This is a genomic window from Peribacillus sp. B2I2, from assembly GCF_041261685.1.
In the GTDB taxonomy this organism is placed as follows: Bacteria; Bacillota; Bacilli; order Bacillales; family DSM-1321; genus Peribacillus.
Map to the genome: position 1 here is coordinate 3,413,526 of NZ_JBGCCB010000001.1, position 26,209 is coordinate 3,439,734.

The 26,209-nt window shown below is 39.8% G+C and carries 27 protein-coding genes; 5 read left to right on the forward strand and 22 right to left on the reverse strand.

Translation table 11 applies throughout. The features are described from left to right. Positions 1-9 precede the first annotated feature (9 nt). From ABIE66_RS16780 to hmpA, 11 genes are all read right to left on the reverse strand, one after another. Complete coding sequence (locus ABIE66_RS16780) at positions 10-1,185, reverse strand: Glu/Leu/Phe/Val family dehydrogenase (protein ID WP_370015606.1); 1,176 nt, start codon at positions 1,183-1,185, stop codon at positions 10-12. Positions 1,186-1,268: 83 nt separating this feature from the next. After that, entirely contained in the window at positions 1,269-2,927 is a 1,659-nt protein-coding gene (locus ABIE66_RS16785) for a thiamine pyrophosphate-dependent enzyme (protein ID WP_370015608.1), read from the reverse strand. 78 nt (positions 2,928-3,005) lie between these two features. Next, positions 3,006-4,502 carry a sodium:solute symporter family protein gene (locus ABIE66_RS16790; protein ID WP_370015610.1) on the reverse strand — a complete coding sequence of 499 codons (1,497 nt, stop codon included), beginning with the start codon at positions 4,500-4,502 and terminating at the stop codon, positions 3,006-3,008. After that, positions 4,502-4,693, reverse strand: coding sequence for a DUF3311 domain-containing protein (locus ABIE66_RS16795; RefSeq protein ID WP_289325547.1), 192 nt, complete (start codon positions 4,691-4,693; stop codon positions 4,502-4,504). Before ABIE66_RS16795 ends, ABIE66_RS16790 begins: the two co-directional genes overlap by 1 nt. A 48-nt stretch (positions 4,694-4,741) precedes the next feature. Next, a complete protein-coding gene (locus ABIE66_RS16800; RefSeq protein WP_370015612.1) occupies positions 4,742-5,716 on the reverse strand; it encodes a hydroxyacid dehydrogenase in 975 nt (324 codons plus the stop codon). A gap of 183 nt (positions 5,717-5,899) precedes the next feature. Continuing rightward, positions 5,900-7,828, reverse strand: coding sequence for a sigma 54-interacting transcriptional regulator (locus ABIE66_RS16805; RefSeq protein ID WP_370015614.1), 1,929 nt, complete (start codon positions 7,826-7,828; stop codon positions 5,900-5,902). A 443-nt stretch (positions 7,829-8,271) separates the two neighbouring features. Continuing rightward, positions 8,272-8,421 (reverse strand): hypothetical protein, encoded by a 150-nt coding sequence (locus ABIE66_RS16810; protein WP_370015616.1) that lies wholly within the window; start codon positions 8,419-8,421, stop codon positions 8,272-8,274. Between the two features lie 146 nt (positions 8,422-8,567). Then, on the reverse strand, positions 8,568-9,011 hold the full coding sequence (locus ABIE66_RS16815) for a general stress protein (protein ID WP_370015618.1): 444 nt from the start codon (positions 9,009-9,011) through the stop codon (positions 8,568-8,570). An 80-nt stretch (positions 9,012-9,091) separates the two neighbouring features. Next, the gene (locus ABIE66_RS16820; protein WP_370015620.1) at positions 9,092-10,339 is read right to left on the reverse strand and encodes a glutamate-5-semialdehyde dehydrogenase; all 1,248 of its coding nucleotides are present in this window, start codon (positions 10,337-10,339) and stop codon (positions 9,092-9,094) included. 38 nt (positions 10,340-10,377) lie between these two features. Further along, entirely contained in the window at positions 10,378-11,466 is a 1,089-nt protein-coding gene (gene proB / locus ABIE66_RS16825; protein WP_370015622.1) for a glutamate 5-kinase, read from the reverse strand. 340 nt (positions 11,467-11,806) lie between these two features. Next, positions 11,807-13,015, reverse strand: a complete 1,209-nt coding sequence (hmpA, locus tag ABIE66_RS16830; protein ID WP_289315897.1) for an NO-inducible flavohemoprotein — start codon at positions 13,013-13,015, stop codon at positions 11,807-11,809. 170 nt (positions 13,016-13,185) lie between these two features. Here hmpA and ABIE66_RS16835 point away from each other — a divergent pair, with 170 nt between their 5' ends. Then, a complete protein-coding gene (locus ABIE66_RS16835) occupies positions 13,186-13,650 on the forward strand; it encodes an RrF2 family transcriptional regulator (protein WP_289315896.1) in 465 nt (154 codons plus the stop codon). Positions 13,651-13,767: 117 nt separating this feature from the next. On the opposite strand, the gene ABIE66_RS16840 is transcribed toward ABIE66_RS16835, so the two are convergent. The 3 genes from ABIE66_RS16840 to ABIE66_RS16850 all read right to left on the reverse strand — a co-directional run bounded on the left by ABIE66_RS16840 (position 13,768) and on the right by ABIE66_RS16850 (position 14,962). Further along, complete coding sequence (locus tag ABIE66_RS16840; protein ID WP_370015625.1) at positions 13,768-14,016, reverse strand: hypothetical protein; 249 nt, start codon at positions 14,014-14,016, stop codon at positions 13,768-13,770. Positions 14,017-14,099: 83 nt separating this feature from the next. Next, positions 14,100-14,285 carry a zinc-finger domain-containing protein gene (locus tag ABIE66_RS16845; RefSeq protein ID WP_289315894.1) on the reverse strand — a complete coding sequence of 62 codons (186 nt, stop codon included), beginning with the start codon at positions 14,283-14,285 and terminating at the stop codon, positions 14,100-14,102. Between the two features lie 5 nt (positions 14,286-14,290). Then, the gene (locus ABIE66_RS16850; RefSeq protein ID WP_370015628.1) at positions 14,291-14,962 is read right to left on the reverse strand and encodes a reverse transcriptase-like protein; all 672 of its coding nucleotides are present in this window, start codon (positions 14,960-14,962) and stop codon (positions 14,291-14,293) included. A 224-nt stretch (positions 14,963-15,186) separates the two neighbouring features. On the opposite strand from ABIE66_RS16850, the gene ABIE66_RS16855 reads away from it, so the two are divergent. Further along, on the forward strand, positions 15,187-15,600 hold the full coding sequence (locus ABIE66_RS16855; protein ID WP_289315892.1) for a reverse transcriptase-like protein: 414 nt from the start codon (positions 15,187-15,189) through the stop codon (positions 15,598-15,600). Continuing rightward, complete coding sequence (locus ABIE66_RS16860; RefSeq protein WP_370015630.1) at positions 15,584-16,492, forward strand: DMT family transporter; 909 nt, start codon at positions 15,584-15,586, stop codon at positions 16,490-16,492. Before ABIE66_RS16855 ends, ABIE66_RS16860 begins: the two co-directional genes overlap by 17 nt. A gap of 45 nt (positions 16,493-16,537) precedes the next feature. Here ABIE66_RS16860 and ABIE66_RS16865 read toward each other — a convergent pair whose 3' ends face one another. The 8 genes from ABIE66_RS16865 to ABIE66_RS16900 all read right to left on the reverse strand — a co-directional run bounded on the left by ABIE66_RS16865 (position 16,538) and on the right by ABIE66_RS16900 (position 25,343). Beyond that, positions 16,538-16,819, reverse strand: a complete 282-nt coding sequence (locus ABIE66_RS16865) for a DUF6123 family protein (protein WP_370015632.1) — start codon at positions 16,817-16,819, stop codon at positions 16,538-16,540. 125 nt (positions 16,820-16,944) lie between these two features. Next, entirely contained in the window at positions 16,945-17,820 is an 876-nt protein-coding gene (locus tag ABIE66_RS16870; protein ID WP_289327339.1) for a 5'-3' exonuclease, read from the reverse strand. A gap of 85 nt (positions 17,821-17,905) precedes the next feature. Then, positions 17,906-18,733 carry a sulfurtransferase gene (locus tag ABIE66_RS16875; protein ID WP_370015634.1) on the reverse strand — a complete coding sequence of 276 codons (828 nt, stop codon included), beginning with the start codon at positions 18,731-18,733 and terminating at the stop codon, positions 17,906-17,908. Positions 18,734-18,745: 12 nt separating this feature from the next. After that, positions 18,746-19,507, reverse strand: a complete 762-nt coding sequence (locus ABIE66_RS16880; protein ID WP_370015636.1) for a DNA polymerase beta superfamily protein — start codon at positions 19,505-19,507, stop codon at positions 18,746-18,748. Positions 19,508-19,522: 15 nt separating this feature from the next. Further along, positions 19,523-23,260, reverse strand: coding sequence for a dynamin family protein (locus tag ABIE66_RS16885; protein WP_370015638.1), 3,738 nt, complete (start codon positions 23,258-23,260; stop codon positions 19,523-19,525). Positions 23,261-23,422: 162 nt separating this feature from the next. After that, positions 23,423-23,587 (reverse strand): hypothetical protein, encoded by a 165-nt coding sequence (locus ABIE66_RS16890; RefSeq protein ID WP_289315886.1) that lies wholly within the window; start codon positions 23,585-23,587, stop codon positions 23,423-23,425. A gap of 137 nt (positions 23,588-23,724) precedes the next feature. Continuing rightward, the gene (locus ABIE66_RS16895) at positions 23,725-24,255 is read right to left on the reverse strand and encodes an isoprenylcysteine carboxyl methyltransferase family protein (protein WP_289327340.1); all 531 of its coding nucleotides are present in this window, start codon (positions 24,253-24,255) and stop codon (positions 23,725-23,727) included. Beyond that, the gene (locus ABIE66_RS16900) at positions 24,255-25,343 is read right to left on the reverse strand and encodes a type III polyketide synthase (RefSeq protein ID WP_370015641.1); all 1,089 of its coding nucleotides are present in this window, start codon (positions 25,341-25,343) and stop codon (positions 24,255-24,257) included. The genes ABIE66_RS16895 and ABIE66_RS16900 overlap by 1 nt, the downstream gene beginning before the upstream one ends. Positions 25,344-25,559: 216 nt before the next feature. Here ABIE66_RS16900 and ABIE66_RS16905 point away from each other — a divergent pair, with 216 nt between their 5' ends. After that, positions 25,560-25,760: a hypothetical protein gene (locus tag ABIE66_RS16905; RefSeq protein WP_370015643.1), complete on the forward strand. Its 201-nt coding sequence runs from the start codon at positions 25,560-25,562 to the stop codon at positions 25,758-25,760. Next, positions 25,742-25,978, forward strand: a complete 237-nt coding sequence (locus ABIE66_RS16910) for a chemotaxis protein CheC (protein ID WP_370015645.1) — start codon at positions 25,742-25,744, stop codon at positions 25,976-25,978. Before ABIE66_RS16905 ends, ABIE66_RS16910 begins: the two co-directional genes overlap by 19 nt. Positions 25,979-26,209 lie beyond the last annotated feature (231 nt).

Consider the following 26,209-nt stretch of genomic DNA (forward strand, 5'->3'; position numbering starts at 1 on the left):
TAAAACACATTATTGTGGAGATAAAGCTTCGGAAGGCTCTGCATATTCCAGCAAGTCGCTGATTGTCGGTTTGAATATTTCATAAGCTACATCTCTTTGATATTTATTTTGGTTTTTTGCTTGTGTAAACAAGTGATACGTATTTTTCCTGCATAGTTTTTCGATATCATCAACTACAGCTTGTGGATTTGGATTTACTAGTCCAAAAATAACGGCATCATAAAATCTAATCGCCCCAAGGTTCGCAACGAAATCATTGACAACATCAATTCCTCTTTGTTTTATGATTTCGTCTCCCTCTAAAGAAAGGGGAATGTTTGCCGCCTCCACAATTAAGCTTGCTTTTACGCTTTTAGCATTTGATTTGTGGATGACATCCTCTAGTGCGGACGGAATTAATATGTCGCAATCTATATCGAGCCAATCCGTGTTTGCCCTTACATCATAATGCGGTTCAAAAAACTCTTTATCCATTTCTCCGTATGAATTCTTACGATCAATAAGCTTTTGGACATCTAATCCTTCTTCACACGTTACCAAAAGGTTGGCATCAGAAATCCCTACAACTTTATAACCTAACTGGGACATTTTCAATGCACAACTTGCTCCTACACAGCCGAATCCTTGAATGACAACTCTCGCTCCATCTTTTCCGCTTTTAAATTTCCATGCCTCATCTGCCGAAAATGCTACACCATATCCTGTTACGACATCGTTTAAAAACAACCCGTCAATTTTTGTCGTCAAAAGTTCATCAAAGTCTTTTATCCCTTGCAGAACATTCGGATTCTGCTTCATTGATTTCGTAAGAGGTATATCCATACCAAACTCATTGAATATTTTGAGCACATCTTCATATTTGGTACCTAAGTCACTGCCTAAAGATACCCCGATGTCTATATAAGGCATCATCGCAATTAGAAATCTTCTTAATACTGCATACGCGTCTGGCGCTTTATAATCATAGGCAATGCCCGCTTTACAACCGCCTGTCGTCTCGGACTCACAGGCTACATACTTATAAGCCATCGCCTTAGCTAATCTTTCGACCTCTTCTCGTGTAACCGTTGGATGCATTCTTGTACCGCCGCCTGCGTAGCCTTTAACAAAGTTATGCACGACCAGCCACCCTTTTGCATCTGTTTCCGTATCATTCCATTCCACAACTAAATATGGTTTTAACATTTGTGAACCCTCCCCAAAAACTTCCTTTTATTAATTCCTACGACTGACTTCTAATGGAAACAACCAAAGCATGGATGCCGCAACTATTTGTTGGACACTAGCTTTTCGTGTACTCCCTTCTTGTCTTGGCCTACAGTTAGAATCTTTGGATTGACTGCAACTTCGATTACAGCCGGAAGCCCTGAAGCAATCGCCCTTCGAAGCGCTGGCGCAAAATCACTATTTTTTTCAACCTTTTCACCATGCGCTCCAAACAAGCGGGCCAATTCGGCAAAATTAGGGTTGGACAATTCAGTTCCAACGACCCGTTTTGGAAAATGACTTTCTTGATGTACACGAATCGTTCCGTACATATTGTTGTTCACGACAATTGATATGGTCGGAATTTTATACCGTACAGCCGTTTCAATCTCTTGGAGAGTCATCATAAAGCCGCCATCTCCTGAAAAAGAAACAACATGTTTCTGAGGTTGCGCCAGCTTTGCCCCTATTGCAGCAGGCAGTCCATATCCCATCGCTCCCGAAGTTGGCCCCACGTAAGTGTTTTCATGTTCAAAACGATAATATCTGGATAGCCATCCAAAAAAATTGCCGGCATCATTTGTAATAATGGTGTCCTTCGGAAGACAGACAGCAACGTCATGCATTAATCCATCCATATCCACGAAATCTTTTGTGTAGTCAGCCTTTGGTTCAGAAAATGTCATATATTTTTCATGTAATTCTTTCACATTATCTTCGTTTGAAATGGAAGAACCTGAAGCTTGCAGTGCTTGTTCTAAGAAACTCTTGGCATCTGCTTCAATGGCAAGGGAAGGAGCATACACTTTACCAAAAATATTGGGACAAATATCTACATGGATCAGTTTTGTATTTTCAGAGAGCAAGGTGTAATCTTGTGTTCCTACTTGAGAGAATCGTGTCCCTAACGCCAAGACTACATCTGCATCTCGGATTGCATCAAGTAAATATTGTGGTGTCCCAAACCCTAGCCATCCTGCATAGCAGGGGTGTGAGTTCGGAAACGCGTCGAACCGGCGGAAAGCGGTAACAACAGGAAGCTTCATTGCCTCGGCAAACTGTACAAGCAGCTTGTTAGACTTAGCATGAATCACACCGCCACCAGCAATCAATATGGGGCGCTCCGCGCTTCGTATCGTCTCTATCGCCTGCTTCACATCGTCCAAATGTGGTTGGGGAGGAAGCGCGCGATAAGAAGGATAGATGTTCAACTCTGCCTCATCTTCTAACATGTCATGCGGCAAAGCCACTAATACAGGACCCGGACGTCCCGATCGCGCCATATGGAACGCCCGTTGCAATAATTCCGGGATTCTTTCCACACGATCAATCTCAACCGTCCATTTACATAAATGACTGAAAAAACCCGTCAAATTCACTTCCTGAAACGCTTCCTTTTCTTTAAAAGGGCGTTCGACTTGGCCAATAAGCGCAACCAAAGGGGTTGAATCCTGAGCAGCAGTATGAATACCGATAGCTAAGTTTGTAGCACCCACTCCACGCGTTGCCATACAAACTCCTACCTCACCTGAAGCCTTCGCATACCCTTCCGCCATAAAAGAGGCACCTCCTTCATGTCTGGCGGAAATAAGTTCTATTTCAGGATGTTGATATAGTGCATCCATTACACTAAGATAACTTTCACCTGGTACACAAAAAGCTTTTTTTACCCCTTCTTTAGCCATTACTTCTACGACTGCTCTTCCTCCACTGACTTTCATATTCAGCCTCCCGCTTTCAAGAACATGTATTTGTTCTGCTAATTTATCTTTCTATTAATATTGCACTCATTCTTACTATCATTTAACAAGTTTTTCGATACCAGAAACTGGTTTATTAGCTGCTTCCGTCTCAATTGAAGTATTTCTTGTAATAGCACTTACTCCCAAAGTTACTGCAATGTTGATGAATAATACAGCTAACCCCACATCAAGATCCTGTATTGCTTGCGGTAGAGATGGAAATAATGTGGCAAGTGTCGTACCTGATGTAGTCGAGTAAATGACAATTAGAATTCCAGCTATCATTCCGGCAAAAGCTCCTTGAACGGTAACAGGATTCTTTTTCCACAAACTGAAAAATAGTGCTGGGAACAACTGTGCCATGAAGCTATATGCCATAAGATACAGCGTAAAAATCGACTCCCCGCCATTGAACGTAAAGTATAGGGTCACTATAGAAATGACAGGTACTAACATCATGCTCAATCTTCGAAGTTGGTCATCTGATGTATTCGGTTTCCACACCTTATATACATTTTTTGAAAGTATCGTGGCCGTAGCCGTCAACACGAGTGAACTAGGTATAAGGGCGGCCATCGCCCCAGATGCTCCAATAACTCCAACAAACCAGGGATCGAATGACATCTTCGCCATTTTAAATAAAGCCAAATCTGCTTCTGCTCCCTGTAAATTCGGAACTTGAAGAATCGCAGAAAAACCAATAAAAAGCGAAAAAATGATGATTACTTGATAAATTGGCATAACCCCAGCATTCCATCGAAGTGATTTTGGACTTTTTGCAGAAAACACTCCCGCTAACATATGAGGAAACATATAGAATGCCAGTGCTGTCATAATCGTAGCGGAAATAAACCAAGAGATACTCAATCCTTGTTCAGGGAATATCAATAATCCATGTTTTGCTGTATCGATTGCTTCAAACATCGACTGCAAACCACCGTAATAATGAAGTGGAAAATAAATCCCCATAAAGACGACAACTGCCAAAATCATGATATCTTTAATAACCGCCGTCCACGCTACGCCATGCATCCCTGAGGCAGTTACATAAATTGTGATGGCAATTACACCTACAACTATAGCCACATTAGGAGAGATGGACCCATAGGACGCCTCCGATACGATAATTCCTAACCCTTTTAACTGCATGATTAGATAAGGAATAATTGAAATAACGCTGATTACCGCCACAAGAACACCTAAAGCCGGACTATTGTACTTCTTGTCATAAAAATCGGATTGAGATATGACATTATTTTTTTTGGCATATCTCCAAATTGGCGGCAACAGCCAATAGGCTATTACAAAATAGAAGCAATTGAAAGCATATAAGGCTGGAGGCATACCAGATCTATAAGCGCCGCCGCTGGCCCCCAAAAACGTATATGTCGTAAACATTTCACCTGCAATCAAAAAGAAGAGCAAAAAGCTGCCGAAACCTCTTCCACCTATAGCCCATTGTTCCAAACTCATATTTTTACCTTTTCGAGCTTGAAGCCCTAACCAAATACACAGAACCAGAAAGAAAAGGATGACAAGCAGGGCTTCATTCATTAGTCTTCTTCCTCCTTGGTTGCAGGATCAAGTTTATTAGCAATTATCAAGCACACCGATGTAAGACAAACCCATAATATTGCCCAAAAAAGAACAAATGGCATTCCTAAAACATATGGTTCAATTCGATTGATAACAATAAGCGAGCCAAGTGCTGGTACCGCACTTATCACATAGATTATTTTCTTCATTTGTTCACCATCCTTATCAACAAACAGATAATTACACTTGTAGCACTACTACTTTGGCACCCCTTTAGTTAATGGCTCATTTACTGCCCAATTCGGTTTCATTCCAGTAAGGACTTGTTCCACTTGCATTGCTGCATGTACAGCCATGCGTATCGAACCTTCTTTCGTCAATGCCGCATTATGAGGGCTGACAATCACATTATCCATTTTAAAAAGGGGATTCCATTTATCAGGAGGCTCAACTTCAAATACATCTATTCCAGCGCCGGCAATTTCGCCCGCTTGCAAAGCATTTACTAAATCACTCTCCTTCACTACGCCTCCCCTGGAAGCGTTTACAAAATAGGATGAGGGTTTCATCCAGGAAAACTCACGGCTTCCTATTATTCCTTTTGTTGTTTTCGTTAACGGCAGATGCAGACTGATAACATCAGAGTTTCTGAAAACCCACTCTAAGTCAGTTGCTATCTCTAACTCCGAATTCGTGCTGTCCGTAACATAGGGGTCGTAGCCAATCACTTTCATATCGAAGCCTTTTGAAGCTTTTTTTGCCAGTATTCTACCAATTCTCCCTAGTCCAATAATCCCTAATGTCTTGCCTTCCAAATCCATGCCAAAAAGTTGATTGCGGATAGCAAAATTCCCACTTCGCAGCTCTTTATCAGCCACACTCAAGTTTTTGGACAAAGATAAAATAAATGCCATTACATGTTCAGCTACAGCATTCGCATTTGCCTCTGGCGTATTTGTTACATAAATGCCCCGTTCTGTAGCAGCTTCGATATCGATATTGTCCAACCCAACTCCATACTTAGCAATTACTTTGAGGTTTTCAGCTGCTTCAATAACTTCCTTATTTATTACAGCCGTTGATCTCGTTAATACTGCATCACAATCCTTGATTTCTTCCATAAGGATTTCTTGTGCCAGTTCAGATCCCACTTTAATCTTATAGCCTTTTTCTACCAAATAACTTTTCCCCTCTTTCTCAATATCTTGAGGAATATACACTAAATGACTCACATTACCACCCTTTCATGTTTACCTTGAAGGAAAAATCTTTCCTACTTCATTGTATATATACAATTATTGTGCCAACATAAAAAACATCAGTTTATTCAAGAAAGAAGCCAATTAGTTCTCAAATTAAGAAATAAATAAAGTTAACAAATTGTTTCATAATGAATTAATAAGTTTCATTACGTTTCAATTTGTTTCAATACTCAAATTTTTCATCTTTCTCCATAAAGTCGTGCGACTCATCTCTAACTCCAAGGCAGCTTTTCCTTTATTAAAATTAACCTTATTTAACGTTTGAACTATTCTTTCACGCTCGGATAGATGTATCCCAGGTGGCATATCAAGTTCTTCTGCTTGTTTTGACAGTATTTTCTTTTTACTTCTATTCGGAAAATACATTTCGATATCGTACACATCAATTAACTTGTCTTTATAAAGAGCACATAATCGCTCACAAAAATTTTGCAATTGGCGGATATTCCCTTCCCAATTCTCTTCACTCAGCTTTTTCATGGCAGTATCCGTAATCTTAATTTTTTGATCCGAATGGCCTTTCTGAATAAAAGCATTCACCAATAACGGAATATCTTCTCTGCGTTCCCGAAGCGGAGGCAAGACAAGGTCCAGTACACTCAAGCGATAATATAGATCCTCCCGAAAGTCATTACTTTTGACCATTTGCATGAGGTCTTTGTTTGTTGCCGACACAATTCTCACATCAACCGGAATCACTCTATCATCACCGATTCGCATGATTTCCCGCTCTTGCAAGACACGAAGCAGCCGACTTTGCATTTTTGGGGAGATTTCCCCTATTTCATCTAAAAAAATCGTACCTCTATGAGCCAATTCAAAATAGCCTTGCTTTCCGCCTTTCATAGCCCCCGTGAAAGCTCCTTCTGCATATCCGAATAACTCACTTTCCAATAAATTTTCGGGAAGCGCAGCGCAATTAATGGCTACAAACGGGTTATTTTTCCGGTTGCTATGATTATGTATGCTTTGGGCGAATATTTCCTTGCCCGTTCCGGTTTCTCCAATTATAAGAATGTTTGAATCTACTTCACTATAATGTTGAGCAGTTTCAATCGTCCTCTTAATTTCGGAACTCCGGTACAATATATCATCAAAGGTGTACTTAGCCACATGTCCACGTGAATGAATCTTTCTAAAGAACTTCCCTTCCATCTCCTGAATGCGTGTAACATCTTGAAAGGCGACCATATCCCCCACTTTTTTACCTTTTAAAAATATCCCAACTTTTTTAACCGATAATTGAATGGCTTGGTAAGCAACGATATCTTTTTCGTATTCATTGTCACTTAACAGCATATTACGAAATTTTCCGTCCTTTATCATATCGTATATAGAATTTCCAATTAAGCTCCCCTTGGAAATGGATAATATCTCCTGAGCCGCCGTATTAAATACAGATATTTGTCGTTTTAAATCTATTGCAATAACCCCTTCATAGGCATAATTAAGAATCGTTTGGTAACGCTTGGTCTTCTCCTGTTCCCTTCTGCTGACAAGAGCTACTCTTTTCGCCTCAATCAACGCCTGCCGAAATGATTCCTTTCCAGTGTCAACCAGAATGGCTCCCAACCCTATCTCTTCAGCATAGTTACAGGTACTTAAACCACTTAACACCACCTCACAGCCATCTCTGGCTGCTAAATCCACTAAACTAACTGAGGACTCGATATCATTCAATATATAGGACTGAATTGGCAAATTAACGATATCCGAAAGGTTTTCCACGCCATAAATCATATTCAGCGCCCCTATAACGGCCACTTTTTTACTGCCAAAACGTGCCTTGCAATCATAAAGGGAACGAATGAGGTCAATACCTTGTACAGGTATATCAACGATAGGAATAGATTCATTGCTTTCTTTTAATAGTTTCGTGATTAATCCCCTTGAGATGATTACATCCGCATCAAGCTTCAACTTCCCAATCTTATCGGCATCCTCAACTACCTCCTCTAAAACAAACTTCACTGAACCGTTATCATTGTTTTCCGATTCTTCCAACTTGTTGAATTCCTCAAACCTTTCAAAAGCATCCGTAATATACCCTTTTCGAGGAACAACGAGTTTAATTTTTATCAAAATGCCAACCTCCAACGTAAAATCATTTTGGTTTATTGGATATAATCTCAAGCAACCTGATAATTAAGCCCTAGTCAAACCAGGATGTGTTTAATCGAGATGGCTAAGTATGCCAAGCAAATGTTTTCGTTCAGAATTATATATATCATTTTTACAATCACTTTTGAAAAACAAAAAACCCTGTTACCATGGGTTTTTTCGTCAATAAACGACCTTTTCACTTTTAATTTACACCCTATTATTCGAATTGTTATTGATAGCAGATTATTCTTTCAATAAGAGTCACATTCAAATTACCCTACTCACCTTTTTCTTCTTAAAATGTTTATGTTCCCCTGCTTATCATCACTGTAATAAGCTTTTACCATTAACAACAGTATGAAGATTTCTTAAAGTTTTCATTATTTAGTGATTCAATGAAATCTAAAACTGAATTAAAAATGCTAGCCCCCTCTTTGCTCTATAAAAAAATTACCTGGCATATAAATCATTTTATTTGGTATAATTTTCATTCCTTTCTCGACAATAGGACTATATTCCTTATATTCTTCATACAAACGTGGAATTCCTTTTGGTTTTAAAGTTACTGACATTAAAATTAGTCTACAAACACATAACCCCGTTCAAGAAATCCTGAACGGGGTTTTACAATATACACGATCTGTTTCATTTTGAGTATTTGAGGTCTTGGAGCTTTGTTGTCAATCATCGTAGAACTATTCATTCAAGGAGGTTCTACTTACGAACTTAAAACTGGATCAGCAATGACAAGGATTTTCCCGGACTTGATACCCTCCATATATTGATCGACTTCGGCTTCCTCTAGTCCCATATCCAATAATGGCTTTCTCAATCCGCCTGCTCCCGATGCTGCCCCGGCTGCTGCTCCGCCAAAAGTGGCAAAAATCGGTCCTGCCGCCAATATTGGACCAATTCCTGGTATGGCTAATGCACTCATTCCAATAAGGAGGCCGGTCAACCCGACAGCTCCGCCGGCTGCTGCCCCAGCAACTAATCCATCAGTCTTTGCCGGGCTGACTTCCTCAGCTTCATTAGGTAATTTATCAATGTTTTTTGCCACTACTGATATTTGATCGGATGTATATCCTTGTTCCTTTAAATTTTCGACTGCTGAAGTCGCTTCATTTTCATTTTCATATATTGCTATAAACCTCTTGTCCATGGTATCTGCTCCTTTAAAAGTAATGTACTATACAATACCCTTAATTGAGTTTCAATAACCTTCTATGAAAAAAATGAAATTCACTCCCGGATTTGCCCCTGGCCATAAATGAAGTACTTGCTTGATGTCAAGGCCGGTAAACCCATAGGTCCACGTGCATGGAGCTTTTGTGTGGAAATGCCGATTTCTGCGCCATAACCAAATTCAAAACCGTCGGTAAAACGGGTGGAAGCATTATGATAAACTGCTGCCGCATCCACTTTATTCAAAAATACGGTAGCGTTTTGTTCATCTCTCGTCAGGATTGCTTCGGAATGCTTGGTACCGTACCGATTAATGTGTTCAATGGCATCCGAAACACCTTTTACAATTTTTACGCTGATTTTTAATGCTAGGTACTCTGTAGACCAATCATCCTCCGTAGCCTTTTTCGCTCCTGGAAAAGCGCTGCAAACCGCTTCGTCTCCGTATACTTCGATACCTTTTTCGTCTAGGATTGCCAAAATCCTCTTACCATTTTCTTCAAACCATTTTTCGTGAATAAGAAGGCTCTCAATTGCATTGCATACGGAAGGGCGCTGTGTTTTACCGTTTAAGACAATTTTCTCGACCATCGTGATCTCTGCTGTCTGATCGATGAATATATGGCAATTGCCTGCTCCTGTTTCAAGGACGGGAACAGTGGACTCCTTAATGACCGTTTCTATTAAATTCTTTCCGCCGCGAGGAATCAAAACATCTAAATACTCATTAAGATGAAATAGTTCTTTAGCGGTTTCACGGCTCGTATCCTCGATTAACTGAACTGCTTCCATAGGAATCTCCGTATTCTCTAATGCTTTATGGATGGAAGAGACTAGTGCCATATTGGAGTATTTGGCTGACGAGCTACCTCTTAAGAGGACCGCATTCCCCGTTTTCAAGGATAGTGTAGCTGCATCGATGGTCACATTCGGCCTAGCTTCATAAATCATTCCGATTACACCGATCGGCACTCTTAACTTTTTAATCAATAACCCATTTTCTTTTTCGATAGTCTCCAATTTCTCTCCAATAGGATCCTTTAAATCGATTAAAAGTCTAATTGCCGCTGCCATGTCATCAATACGGTTAACATTTAACATGATTCGATCTAAAGTAGACTCACTGAAGCCCTTTTTCCTGCCTTCTTCCAGATCCTTTTGGTTTTCTTTTATCAAAAGATCTTTATCGATAACAAGTTGCTTAGCAATTTTCCCAAGTGCCTCATTCTTCTTATCCGTTGTTAACCCAATTAGCTGATAACTGGCTTTTTTGGCTGCCTTTCCTTTCGCAGTCACTTCACTCATTTTCAAATGCCCCCTTTTCCTTCGCTAATATTTATAAGCTATGCCTTTACCCATTTATCACGATGGATCACTTCGATGGAAGTGATTACAAGCTCGGTTGTCCGCTTGCCCATCGCCTGTTTTAATTCTTCGTCGGAATAAAGGACCTCACCCCGCCCCAATAATCCATTTGCACCAAAGACTTCGACGACATCTCCCTTATTGAAAACTCCTTTAATTTCATAAATTCCAGCTGGCAGCAGACTGCTGCCATTTGAAACTAAAGCCTTTTCGGCACCTTCATCAACGAAAATTTTTCCGGATACTTGTGAATGAAGGGATATCCACTGTTTGTTTTTCGTTACCGTCGTCATGACATCATTTCCAATATATGTGCCATCACCGTTGCCTTCTAGGATTGTGAGAAGTTTTTCACTCCCCGCACCAGATCCGATGAATACTTTCACTCCAAGAGACAATGCAGTTTGGGCTGCTATCAACTTCGATTTCATTCCACCGGTTCCAACATTAGAGCCCGCACCTTCTGCCATTTGCAATAAATCCGCCGTTACTTCGGATAGCTTTTCAAATCGTTTCGCCCCTGGATTTGTCTGTGGATTGGAATCATAGAGCCCATTAATGTCCGTTAATATGATCAGGTTGCTGGCATGGACTAACCCGCTTACTAAGGCGGATAGCATATCGTTATCACCGAAAGTCAACTCCTCGACTGAAACTGTATCATTTTCATTTATAATCGGAAGGATGCCGCGTTCAAGCAATTCCATCAATGTCGCATATGCATTTTTATATCTATCTTTTTTCGAGAAATCTTTCCGTGTTAATAATATTTGCGCCGGAACGATCCCAAATCCACCTAATTGTTCCATATATGATTGAATCAATAGGCTTTGCCCTACAGCTGCAGCAGCTTGTTTTCCTTTGAGAGTGACAGGTCTCGTAGGATAACCGAGCTTGCGGAAACCTGTCGCTACGGCACCTGATGAAACAAGGACAACTTCATGTCCCGCTTTCCTTAATGCTGCAACTGCCTGGATATGATCGGAAAATTTTTTTTGGTCGATTTCACCTTGTGTGTTGGTTAAAGAACTACTTCCTATCTTTACTACGATGCGTTTCTTTTCCATCGATTTTTTCCTCCAATAAATATCTTAGACATGAAAAAAAGCCCTTTTCATCCTCGAAATAAGGACGAAAAGGGCTGCTCTCCGTGGTACCACCTTCATTGAATGCAAGTTCATGCATTCCACTTTGCCTGATAACGCCAGGATTTGCGCCTATGTTTTGCATAGGACTCAAGAAGCAGGTTCTGCGCTTTCCTGTCGCGGGTCTTCCAGCAATTGACGCCGCTCTCTGTCACAGTGATTCTCGCATACTAATCTTCTCTCAACGTTCATTGTTTTAATATAGTATGCAAAATTATCTTCTTGATGTCAATAACATTCCAACTATGAATGAACCTGAACCTTATAACGCCATGGCTGGGCCGAAGAACTCATAGTGTATTTTATCGGGATTTACCCCCAACTCTTTCAGGTAAGTGATAATGGCCTTCATGAAAGGAACAGGACCACACACATAATAATCAGCATCAGGTTTTACATGACGGCTCAACAATTCCTTATCGATATACCCTTCCTTCTCAAAATTCGGCAGGTTCTTATCCTCCTCACTCGGATTTTTAAAGACGAAGGATAAATGATAGCTGGCAAGCTTGTGCGTCAGCTCTGTCAATTCCTCTCTAAACGGCTGTAAATTTCCATTACCGGATGCATGAATGAACTGGACATCACGCTCAGGCTTTTGTTCAGCCACCGCATGGACCATGCTCATGAAGGGTGTTATACCAACGCCTCCGCTCAGAAATACTGCAGGTGTTCGTTTTTCCAAGTCGATGGTGAAATCCCCTGCAGGAGCCGTTACGTCTATACTGTCACCCATCTGAATGGATTCATGCAAGTAGTTCGAGACCCTTCCATCAGGAGAGATTCCCGGCTTTTCTTTTTTGACGGAAATCCGGAAGTAATCTTTCCCCGGGACATCAGACAAACTATACTGACGGTTGAATAAATAGCGTTCACCCGGTATCTCGATACGAACGGTAATATATTGTCCAGGAAGAAAAGATGGAACCTCATCGCCATTTGATGGCTTTAAATAAAAGGAAGTGATTACATCACTTTCGCGGACTTTTTCCACCACAGTGAATGGTTTGAAATCTGACCATCCCCCTACCTGATTGGAAGCTTGGTCGTACATTTCCTTTTCGATGCTAATGAAAACATCGGCAATGACTCCATAGGCCTCTCCCCAAGCTTGGAGGATTTCTTCTGTAGCCGACTCTTGTAAAACTTCCTTGATTGCACCTAATAGGTGTTCTCCAACAATCGGATAATGCTCGGCTTTAACTGCGAGACTTCTGTGTTTTTGTGCTATTTGCTTCACGGCAGGTAAAATCGTTTCAAGTTTATCTATATATTTAGCTGCTGCCAAAACCGTGTTGGCAAGTGCATTTTGCTGGCGCCCTTTTTTTTGATTGGCGTGATTAAAGACATTTAATAATTCAGGATGTGCCTCGAAAAGATTTTTATAGAATACAGTTGTTATAGTTGTACCATGCACTTCTAAAACAGGTACGGTTGATTTGATGATATCGATTGTTTTCTGGGATAGCATAGGAAAACTCCTCTTCATAAACAAGTATTTTAAATACATGTTTATATTAGAACTTAAATCCATTAAAAGCAATATTTTTAATGCATCTTTTCAGAGAATAAGTTTTCATGTTTATAAAATGTTCACATTTATGATATAGTCAAATGGGGATAGAATGTGAGGCGATAAACATGAGGTTGACGAGTTATTCCGATTACTCACTTAGAGTTTTGATTTACCTGGCTTCCCACGACCAAAGCAAATTATCAAATATAAAAGAGATCTCTGAAGTTTATCAACTGTCTAAAAATCATTTGATGAAGATTGTTCATAATCTAGGTAAATTAGGCTATATTGAGACGATACGTGGAAGAAATGGCGGTTTCCGGCTAGCAAAATCCCCCGCTGAAATAAATGTAGGGGAACTGGTGCGGAAAACCGAAGAGGATTTTTATCTAGTGGAATGTTTTAAAGATCACGATAACTGTGTGATTTCTCCCGTTTGTTCTTTGAAATTTGTCCTTAATAATGCCTTGGATGCTTTTCTACAGGTCCTTGATCAATATACGATTGCAGACTTCATCGAAAATAAAGTGATGCTCAAAGCATATTTCGATTCGGTAAAGCAAAATGAAGAAGAGCCCGATTTTTTATAATCGGGCTCTTCTTTCATTAACTGATGATCCGTTCAATCTGCCATCCCTTTTCCATTCGCAAATCAATGATCCCAGTATTGGTTTTCAATAAAACTTTAAGGGGTTCGTATGGATGGATCATAATGACTCTTTATTTGCTTGCATTTCTTCAAAAAGGTAATAAATATGAGGAATCTTTGCCGCTTCTGCAATGACAGGTGCAACTTCCGCTTTAATCACTTCAACAATTTCAAGCTGTATCTTTCCTGCTTTACGTATATCTTGAAAGATGTTTTTAATTTGAAGCGAAGCTTCGTTGAGTCTTTCATGAGTTGTCACTTTAGGTTGTACTTGATTTTCTGACCATGCAGCTTCCCATTTCTTCAATGCTCTCACATATTTCTCTAATTTTTACCTATAATACCATATCCTTCATGACCCTGTATCTTAATCAAAGCAATTTTCAGTACTTACGAACGGCCACTAAGTTCATTGCCTAGCTGTTTTAATTTTTCACCGACTGTACATTCTGATATACAGAACTGATGGGCATAAGAACGCCCCTTCTCTTTTCGAAAATGCTTTCGTAAAAAACAATCTTGGCAAAACGAAGCGAGAACATCTTCCACTTCTTCATATATTTTTTTCCTGTTCATTGTTGTTATGGCTCCTTTGACCCAGCAACTTCTATTTTGCTGAAAATGGCTTTTCCCTGAAGAGCAAGTGTTGCCAGGCGATCGGCTTCCTGGTTTTCCTTTCGTGAAATTGGCTTGTAGACCGGAATAATCTTTAACTTATCCAGTTTCGCTTCAATGCGGTCCAGCCATTTATTCAAGTTTTCTTCCATACAGGGCCATTCACCGGAAAGTTGATTTAAGACAACTAGAGAATCCCCTTTAAATACACAGCTTTGGTGATGGATTCCAAGTTCGTCCATCTGCCTTACCGCTTCATGAAATGCTGCATATTCCGCTTCATTATTGGATTCGAATTGCTCCAATTTTACATTAGTGCGTAAACGCCAGAACTTCTTACCTTGACGATAATAAATGGCAACACCGATTCCTGCCATCTTTTCATCTTTTTGAAAACCGCCATCAAAAAAAACCGTTACATCCTGCGGCTCTTCTTCAACTTCAGTAAGGAGTTTCTTTAGCTCCTTCTTTGTCCATGCTGTATCAAATTCATCCTTGAATTCCACTTCTTTCAGCCTTCCCGCCTTTTCAAGGTCTTCTGTAATGACTAGTGCAGTCCCGGCATCAAGCCAATCCGAAACGAAATCGGCAGATGGTTTTTTTGAAGCATGATATGTCCATTGCATAATTACCTTCAAAGATTTCCAGCTCCTTATCAATTCACTATTCATGCAGAACAGCTTACAATTTTCATACCTTTTTCTCGTCCCACCATTTATAATATAATGTAAGCAATTGAATCACTCTTTTCATTATAGTTCCCATATCAGCCTGAAATTCTCATGTTTCAATCTTAATTTTATATGAAAAACAGTTTTTAATCATAGCATATTAACAGCTTAATCTCGAGGAGGAGCACATCTTGATCGAAGTGTATATTGATGGTGCCAGTGCGGGCAATCCAGGGCCGAGCGGGGCAGGTGTTTTCATAAATAATAATGGTGTGGTCGAGCGGCACTCCATTCCGCTTGGAAATATGGAAAACCATGAAGCGGAGTACCATGCTTTAATCAAAGCGTTGGAAATTTGTGTAGCCAATAATTATCAAATCGTTTCTTTTCGGACTGACTCCCAAGCCATCAACCAGGCCATTGAAAAAAGATTTGCAAAAAATAAATACGCCATATTGCTGGAACGAGCGCTTAAACTTTCCGCCGAGCTTGAATTATTTTTCATGAAATGGATTCCAAGTCTCGAAAACAAGTCAGCGGATGTATTGGCGAGACGTGCCATTCGATTGAATAAGGCTGAGGAAATTCATGAACAAGACAGCTGATTTTTCATTATTATTCGTTGTATTCATCTGGGGTGTCACTTTTGTCATGGTTCAAAATGCCCTATCGTTTCTTGACCCCTTCACGTTTAATGCCGTCCGTTTTTTCATGGCCTTGTTTTTCTTACTCATCCCTTATATATCGACTTTACGCAAAAGAGGGAAAACATGGAATAAAGGCCTTTTTAGAGCGGGGTTTCATATTGGGGTTTGGCTTTTTCTTGGGTATGGTCTTCAAACGATTGGATTGAATCATACAACTCCTGCGAAGACGGGCTTCATAACAGGCCTAAGTGTCGTCATGGTACCTGTTTTTTCTCTGTTACTTTTGAAACACAGGCTATCCCGCAATACGATCATAGGTGTGGCAGCTGCAACCGTGGGGCTTTATTTAATGACTTTCGCGGACCGCTCCAATTTGAATATCGGTGATTTACTCGTATTTTTATGCGCAATAAGTTTCGCCATGCAGATCATTACGACCGCCAGATATGCCAAAACCCATCCCGCTTTACCGTTGACGCTGATTCAGGTTTCCACCGTATCTTTATTATCCTTTGTTTCAGCCTTCATTTTCAAAGAGAATCATTCTGTCATCTTCAGCTCAGAGGTCATGTTACAGAAAGATGTATGGACTGCTTTATTGGTTACGGCAGCACTTGCCACGGCGTTCGCCTTTTTCGCACAAACCTTCTTCCAAGCCTATACGACACCTACAAGAGTCGCGTTGATCTTTTCAATGGAACCGGTTTTTGCTGCGTTATCCTCATACATATTGATAGGGGAAAAATTGACTTCCGCTTCCATCATCGGCTGTGTCTTCATTTTCATGGGGATGATACTTGCTGAGCTGCCTGCGAAGAAAAAGAAACCGGTCACACAGGAGTTTTCCTGAAAAGCCAAATAAAATAAATCGGACTTCAAAGTTAAGAAGTCCGATTTATTTAAGCAGGCCCTGTTCTTTAGCAAATGATACCGCTGCACTACGCGTTTCAATGCCATTTTGTTTTAAGTTTTCCAAAAAGGAAATATAGAAGCTACCATCAAAATTCTTTTGAACCTTCAAAGTCAATTCTATTGCTGCATTGACTAAAATATCACTTGCGTCAGTGTAGCGCTTACCAAAATAAATAAAACCTATAGCGTCATTACCAAAAGTGAATCCCTTACCCTCTAAAAAATTAACATACTCTTCAGTTGATTTCGCCACTTCTGCATCCACTCCATACTTCATGCCTTATTTTCATCTTACCGTAAATCAAAGATTTTGACTATCCATTTTTCGACAAAAAATTCACCCTACAAATTAAAGGAGCTCCCATTGGGGAGCTCCGAAAAGTTTCATTATTAAATCATTTTCAGTAAAGCCCTGAATTCATGATCCCTAGCCAGATTTTTGACCTTCTCGCGATCATACCGATAAACAGCATCATCCAAAGAACATGAAATTGGTACATCACATTTTATTTCTGCTAGTTGTCTGGATAAATGGAGCATATCGACGGCTGATTCAATCTTAGCCCGTTGTCCGTTGGTCAATGAAGCAACATTTTCAAGAATCCCTTCGATACTTTGATACTGAATCAATAATTTCAATGCAGTCTTCTCACCTATCCCCTTAACTCCGGGATAGTTATCAGCTGTATCGCCCATTAAAGCTTTTAAATCAATCATTTGTCTTGGAGTGATCCCTTTCCATTCAAAAAAGCTATCGGGATTATGCACTTCATAGTTCCCATATCCTTTTTTTAACAAAAGAACGGAAATGTTTTCTTCAATTAACTGGAGCATATCTTGATCGCCTGTCAATATACCCACTCGGCTATGTTGTGCAGATGCCTTCGCAATTGTCCCGATACAGTCATCCGCTTCATATCCTGAGAGCCCTATGTTAGGAATATCAAACGCTTCAACCGCTTTTTTCGCTAGGTCGAATTGAGGGATCATTTCGACTGGAGCTTCTGAACGATTAGCCTTGTATCCATCAAATAATTCATTTCTGAAAGTCTTGCTGCCCATATCCCAGCACACCGCTACATGACTAGGTGAAAAATGATTCACTGCCGTCAGCATATGCTTCAAAAAACCTTGAACGGCATTAGTTGGAATGCCTTTTGAGTTTATCATGAATTGACCAGTAACGGCCGTTGCATAAAAAGCTCTAAATAATAACGCCATCCCGTCAACAAGCATAAATGATGGATGTAGCTCATTTTCTTTCATTAACACATTATCACCTCTATCATGATGTACATCCATTTTAACATACCTGTCCTCTTTTTTAAGGATCGTTTAATTGGAAAAAATATTATTCAATCGGATTTTCATCATAAGAGATCCAGTCACTGAAACTGCCAATATATATCTTTACATCTTTATAGCCCGCTTCTTTCAGGGCGATATAATTGGGAGAAGCCGTTACACCTGAACCACAGTACACAATGATTTCCTTATCCATGCCGATACTTGAGAAATTCGCCTGAAGATCTTCCTTATTTTTATAATAGCCATTTTCCAGGACGTTTGACCACACCTTATTTACTGCACCAGGTATATGGCCGGCTTTTTTATCAATCGGTTCCTCAATTCCCTCGTACCGTTTAGATTCCCTTGAATCCATTAATACGACATGGTCAGCCCTATTCATAGTATAATCCTTCACTTTTTGAAAAGATGCAAAAACGGTTTGATTTAAATCGATATGATATTGTGTTTGAATATAATTCGTTTGATTCGAGTCAATCGGATAGCCCGCATCCTTCCAGGCGCGATATCCCCCGTTAAGAACATAGACTTTCTGATGCCCAAGATAGCTCAGCAACCAGACAAACCTTGAAGCAAAAGAACCTTCTCCCCCATCATAAGCAACAAGTACCGTATCATTGGTAATGCCATTTGATTCCAGTTTGTCTTTAAACGTTTCCAGGTCAGGAAGAGGATGTCTTCCGCCATGTTCTTGAACCTGCCCCGATAAGTCCTTTTCAAGATCGAAATAAACAGCACCGGAAATATGGTCTTTTTGGTATTCATTAAACCCTGCATCAGGAGAGCCTAGACGAAAGCGGCAGTCACAGATCCTGATATCACTAGAATCCAACAACGGCAACAGCTCTTCTTTTTCCATTATATAACCCATTTGCATAACCCCCTATTTCAAAATGGTCCAAATTAATTGATTAAGCTCCGTTTCCATGTTCTTCCCGGGAGGAAGCTTAGTTATTTCATTCTTTAAAAAAAGTGATTTCCCTTTTAATAACGAATGATTCTTTTCGCTATCATTGATGTTCATACATTCATCCTTTTGTTTTGCCTTAAATATTCGGGTCATCCTGGTTTTCATTTCTTGATCGATTGAAACCACATCAAGCAGTTCCCATACTGATAAAGGCGGCAGTGAACCCTGTTGGATGATATATACCAGGATTAAATATGAACGGTAAACTTGTACCCATGTTTTTAGTTCTTTTCTTTCGGATTCCATTGGTTTTGCCAATTGTTTAAGATTGTCGGTCATCATCCGATAGTAATGGTGTCCTAGTGTCTTTTTGGAATAGCAATCCGTTATTAAATCATTCATCTTCCTAAGATAATCCGGATGTGTAACCAGCTTGATTGGTGACTGAAATAATTCAAATAGAGCAGGATTACTCTTTACCGTAAGACGGGATGATTTAAAAAGATCCCAGCCTTCCATATCATATAGACCTTGTTTTAAATGAATCACTTCAACGGGCTGACTCAAGCTGAGGTATGTTCGCTTATCATTATGTACAAATATAAACCGAACATCGATATCCGAATGGGCGGAAGATACACCAAAAGAATGGCTGCCTGTAACAGCAGCCATTAAAATGGTCATATTCTCATTCTTTTCTAGGTATTTCAATTTTGAAATAAGGTTTTCTTTCATGAATGAACCTCGTTTCTATTTCGAATGCATTTTTGCCAATTCCGCAACTGCATTTTCATAATAAGGTAGATCGACCGTTTCCTCCAATGCTGCACGTAAACCTGCAAAGATATCCGATATTTCCCTCATAAACTCTTTTTGAATCGAGAGTAACTCTTGGTCGAGGACTTCATTATACATTTCGAAAATCCGCTCACCCTGTCCTTTTACATACATAAGGGCAGGTTCATCCAAACGCTGCTGAAGCCCTTCGCTCATTTTCAATTTCTCGTTTTTTTCAAAGAAGGATTTGGGATTTTTAAATAACGCCAATTCCTTTTTGAATTCGCCAGTATCCAATTGGACAAAAGCTCCTGTGAACTCAAGCGACTCCCTCTCATTAGGTTCGTATGGCTGTAATGAAAGATTTTTTCTTACTTTTTGAATTTGCTGAAGCAAACTGCCTTGTTTCTCATTCAGCAATTTATTTACGAACATTTCCGTCCTTAAAGCCGTTGCCCGCATTTCCTGGGCAAGATCAAAGCCTAACGCATCCAATAAGTTCTTCATCGCTTGCTTGAGGACAATTTTCAGATCCCCTCCATCATCCTTTAAAACAGCAGGGTTGAACGATTCTTTGAAGAAATCATTAAACCGGAAAAAGACCCGTTGTTTACTATAGAAAGTCAGTTCATCGATTTCTTTTTTCAAACGTTGTTTTTCTGCATCCCCTTTAATGACCGAGAGAAGTTCCGAAATGGACTGAGCCTCATGTGAAAGGGACTCCAGAGCTTTTCGTTTCGCTTTTTCATCCTGCCTGGAAGCTGTAATTACATCCCGTAGCAATTCTTCCGTTCTTTTTACAGCCGCTTGAGCGGATTCAATTGCAAGTCCAGTTAAATCGTTTTCGATGAAAGAATCGAATTGGTCTTGGAATTCCGAAATACCGCTATTCGGAAGGAACGAATGCTTAAATGAACCAGGCATTTGTTTTTCCATCAAAGCTCCCTTACTCGTTAGCGGGAATAGTTTTGGAAAACGGATTCCGAATCCATTCAATTGATCTGTGACATATTCCTTCACTTCGTCCAATTCGTCAGTGGTTTGTGCAAGATCGACGGCATTGACAATGAAGAACATCTTATCCATGGCGAAAGAATCTTTCACACGTCCAAGTTGTATCAAGAACTCCCTATCTGCCCGTGAAAATGGGTGATTATAATAGGTCACAAAAAGGATGGCATCCGAATTCTTAATATATTCGAAAGCTGCTCCTGTATGTCGGGCATTAATCGAATCCGCCCCAGGAGTGTCAACAAGGACCATCCCCTGCTTTGTCATTTCACAGTCATATCGCAATTCAATCAAATCAACAAGACATGACTTGGACTCTTCCGCAGCAAAACGTTTAAACCCATCAAGATCTACCGTAACCACATTTCCTAAATCATTTTGGTGCTCGGACAGCCCTTGATGAAACGCCCTAAGGAAGGATAAATGCGTTTTCCCTTTATCAACTTCCCCCGCCTTCGCAATGATTTGTCCTGCTAGCTGAAGTGCTTCATCCAGAGTCTTGGCCGATTTATCAAAAGCTGCCAAAGCCAAGCTTACATCTTCCAACAGCATCGCTTCCGTCTTTAATTTGACGGTTGCCGTCCCATGTGGATGCTCAGCGTCTGAAGCCATGATTTTATTGATTGCAGCAGTTGTCGGATTAGGTGAAACAGGAAGGACACTTTCTCCCATCAACGCATTGGCAAAGGAAGATTTGCCTGCACTGAATGCACCGAAGAGGGCAACCGTGAAAGTCTGCTGTTCCAAGCGATTCGCCTTATCCGTCAATTCTTTATAAAGTGATTGAAACCCTTTCAAAGGTTGTATCAGCTTGGCCGCCTGATGTAAACCGGCTGCTGTCTCCATTAGCTTTTCTTTTCCGCGTAAATCAAAAGCACCAGATGAAGAAACAGCCACAGAAGGTACAGCCTTATTTTCTTTATCATGATCTTGTTCAGGTTGTTCGTTGACGTGCTTTGAATTACTTCCTTTATCGGTTTTCATGATTTTGACTGTAATATTTTTTTCTTCCTCTTCCCATTGAGTTAAAAGCGTATCAATATCACGTTCATCGACCAATGATTCAGATTGATTGGTTATGGCCTCTAAACGTTCCGTTTGGTACTCGATTTCCGCGTTCATCGCCGCAGTAACTTTAAGGGCTTCCGCAAATTCAGAAAAACCTTCAAGCTCTTTATCGATGGATATAGACTGCTGTTCGACTATTCCTTCCATTACGGCAACCATACCATTCAAAAATCCTTCTGATACATCACGTGCTTTCTTTTTGATGGCTGCGGCCAAATCATTCGTATAGTTTAAAACGTATTCACCTGTAATATCGACTTGAGGCTTCAAAGAGTTTTTTATGTAAGCTTCCGTAACCTCGATTTGAAGTGCCTGAGCTTTACTTTCAAGTGTTGAATCATGGATCTCCGCTTTATTAAGCGTTTTAGCCGCTAATTCTTTAAGATGCCATTCAAGCTGGGTCTTCACCTTTTCTTGTAAATCAGTCAAGAATGCTTTGATGCGTTCCCCACGTTCTGCCTCCGTTTTTTTCTTGGCAAATAATAGACCCATTTTAAAGTCAGGCTGCGCCGATTCCAAGAATGATTTACCTAGGTCCCGTGTAGCCGCGGGCATGATGTACGCACTTTTCAACATTGTTTCCAATGCTTCAGCATATTGGACTTTGATGTCCTCTATACGTCCAGTCAATGAATTTTTTTCTTTTATTAGGCTGTCCACTTGATTCGTCAGATGAATTCGCTCTTCATGAGGAAGTTCCGATAATACTTCAAAATCATCGGCATGTGCCTCTTCATATTGGTCCTTCAGCCAAATAAGATGCCTTTCGACTAGGGCTTTAGCCGATTGCATGATGGCATCTTTCCCATCATTTTGACCTTTGCCCGCCATTTCATAGATAAACTGCCGGACCACTTCTATTTCATTTTCGCTATTGTTCAAATCTCTTACAGATGTATAAAAAATGCCATCAGGATAAACATTCCAGTTCGCAAATGCTTCAGAAACGGAAAGCTTGAAGTCTTGAAAGCTAAGCTCGGTCTCATCATGCTTATCGATCATATTGATAATTAAGTATGTCGGCTTTTCAGCCTCCAACAATTCTTTTGTGAATAGGAAATTCACTTCTGACTGGACGTGATTATAATCCATAACATAGAAGACGACATCAGCTAGATGCAAGGCAGATTCCGTAGAAACTCTATGTGCATCGTCTGTCGAATCGATTCCTGGCGTATCCATGATTGCACATGAATCCGGCAGTGAAAAATGATTGGAACTTATCGTTATTGCCGATACTGAATCACCATCCTTGGCAAATTTCTTCACCTCTTTAAAATCATAAGGTGCCGGAAATAAGACTGGTGGCTGTTGATGGTAAAAGACTTTGGCATAGTCTTCCCCTTTTTGGACTTTTACCGTATTTGCACTCGTTGGAATCGGACTTGATGGCAATACTTGATCACCGAGGAGAAAGTTGATCATACTTGACTTGCCCGCTGAAAAATGGCCGCAAAAAGCAATGATGAACTCCTCATCATTCACTTTCATGATTAACTGTTTCATTTTACCGGCATTGCCTGTATCACCTGCCGATTGGAATTTCTCATACATGGCAGTCAAAATCCCCAATTTGGACTGTTGCTTTAATGTTTCTTGAATCATGAATCCATACCCCTTAACTATCGTCATTTTGATACTCTTATTGTAAACGATTTCGTTTATTATTCATACCATCAGCTTTAGTTTTACTATATGATTCATTACAGGCCGTGTTCAAAAAAAAAACCGCCGTTTGGCGGATTCATCTAGTTTGATTATATAATCGTCGTGAATGCAAAAAAAACCAGGTGTTTACCTGGTTGTAGGGGTGGGGTTAAATGCAGCTCGGTTTTCCATTGTTGACTCGGTATAAGGTTTTACTGCCTTTGCCGGTTTTTGAATATTATTTAATACATATTTCATCACAAAACCATATGTAGCGATTGTCAATAAAATGAATACCCAGACCATTACCAACACCATCCTCTTATATATTGAGTAGCTTTTAGTTTTTAATAATAAATTTATCGATATGTGATTGAGAATAATTTTCATCTTCATTTAGAATCTTATCACGAACGATAATCATTTTCAATAAGAATTTATAATTTTTATTATTTTCCCTTAAAAACCGCAGAATATTCCGTATGTTCCTTTAATGCCTTCTCTTCTAGGGGGATTCTTACAGCCATCATCCAAACGTTCAGTAAACTAAAGATGATTGCAGTATAATATGCATTGAATAATAAGGAAATAACTATAATCTCAGTTGCTACTATTATATAGTTCGGATGTTTGAAATATTTATAAGGTCCTTTAATGACTACTTCGGCATTAGGAACCACTATGATTTTTGTATTCCAATGTTTTCCCAATGAACTGATTACCCAAATCCTTCCCGACTGCGCAATTAGAAACAGGATCAGCCAAATTGGCCAAACTCCAGCCACATCCCGTTCATACACGACCACCTCAATAATGAGAAAAATAAAAAAACTAAGGTGCATTAGAACCATCCATCTGTAATGAGACTCACCGTATTCTACAGCTCCTGCAACTTTCAGCTGTTTTTCATTTTGCTTGGCAATATATAGTTCAACGAGGCGTTGAATGGCAATCAAGATTATGAAAATGGCGAAGATCATCATTTCCACCTCATTAACACAAGTTCAGATGAAAATCCAGGCCCCAATGCAGCAGCCAAGCCGACTTCATCTTTATTCCCGCCACGCTGCATGAATCTCTCCAGGACGTACAATATAGTGGCTGAGGACATATTGCCAAATTCCTTCAATAAACTCATTGATTCTCCCGTCATGCTTTCATCGAATCCCAGGGCTTCGTGATAAGCATCAATTACTTTTTTCCCTCCAGGATGAGCAATGAAATCTTTGATATCCCCAAGCTCCAATCCATTCTCCATTAAGAATTCCTGAACATTCGGTTTAAGCCAATCTTTGATGATTGAAGGTATATCTTTCGAAAAGATCACGTATAACCCTTGGTCTTTAACATCCCACCCCATTACATCCAATGAATTCGGCATAAGCGTGGATTGCGAATCCAAAAAATTCAAATGGCTTCCTTTTCTTGAAAACTGTTCATCCGGTACTTCATCACCGCAAACCAAAACACAGCTCACTCCATCAGAAAATAAGGAAGTTCCAATTAAATTACTTTTGGAGATATCATTCCTTTGAAATGTCAGACTGCATAACTCCACACTTAAAACAATGACCTTCGCCGCCGGATATGCTTGGCAATATTCAAAAGCACGTGATAGGCCACTCGCTCCCCCTGCACAGCCAAGTCCCCAAATCGGAATTCTTTTTGCATGCGGGTTAAATGGAAGCTCATTCATTATCCTGGCATCGATGGTCGGGGTAGCGATACCCGTACTTGAGATGAAAAAGAAAGCATCCAGGTCGTTTGCATGCAGTTCTTCTTTTAAAAATTCTGTGTTGGCTAAACATTTTTCTATAGCCTCTTTCCCAAACTTGACTGCCTGTTTGATGTATAAATCATTCCGATCGGAAAAAGTATGATCTTCTTTAAACCAATCAAGATCATTTGAAAAATATCGATTTTCCACTTGTCCATTTTTAAAGGCCTTTAGTAACCGTTCTATATTCTTATACGAGGGTCCAAAGATTTCTCTCGAAAATTCCATGATTTTTTCCTGTGAAAGTAAATATGGTAGCTTTATATGTGATGCAGATAATAAATATGGCATGATCCCACCCCTTATTATTCATGATATGGTTAATATACCCACCAAGATATCATTTATGCTTTACGCTTAATGGTTATATTTATTGATGCTTCATTATATTTTTTGTTTTTTCTAAAACAAAATAGGTAAAAGAACCTATAATATTGTTAAAGTAGAACACATAACCATACAATCGGAGGAATGAAAATATCAACACTGTAATTACAAAAGTGTTAAATGGATCCATCCTTGCTGTTAAGTCCGTTATTCCTTTTAACTATAGATATTCAAAAGCCATCCCTCATCAGGCAGCCTTTCAAAGAGGAATCCATTAGCGTGCTTATTGGCATATCAGGGGATAACCGCGGAAGAATAATCATTGAAGGAACAAACGGATGCATGAGTAAAATAGTGAAGGCATGTTCGTCATTCCAATAGAAGGTGAAATGCTTGAATCTTTCGCAGCAGAACTCGGCAACATGCTTGCTGGCAATATCGCCACCTGCTTAGAAACGGAGAATACAATTATCGATATTACACCTCCCACCGTCATTGTGGGCAATACCAAAATGTATGGGTTTAATGAAGCAGTCAATTTGCCCATTTCATTGGAAGGCGTAGGTACCCTTCATATCATCTTAATGGTTGAAATGTAATCTTGAACCAATAAACCCCCTTACCCAGATAATCGGTAAGGGGGTACGTTCATTCTTCCTTCTTCACTGAAGATTGATTTTGTACTTGTATAATGATATTTTGAAACTCCTCATTTCCACATACACTGCACCTATTCTCCTGACTTAAAATGGTCCGACAATGAATACAATATTTTCTCTCCATATCTATCACTACTTTCCTGAACATATACTATCAATATATTCAAAAAG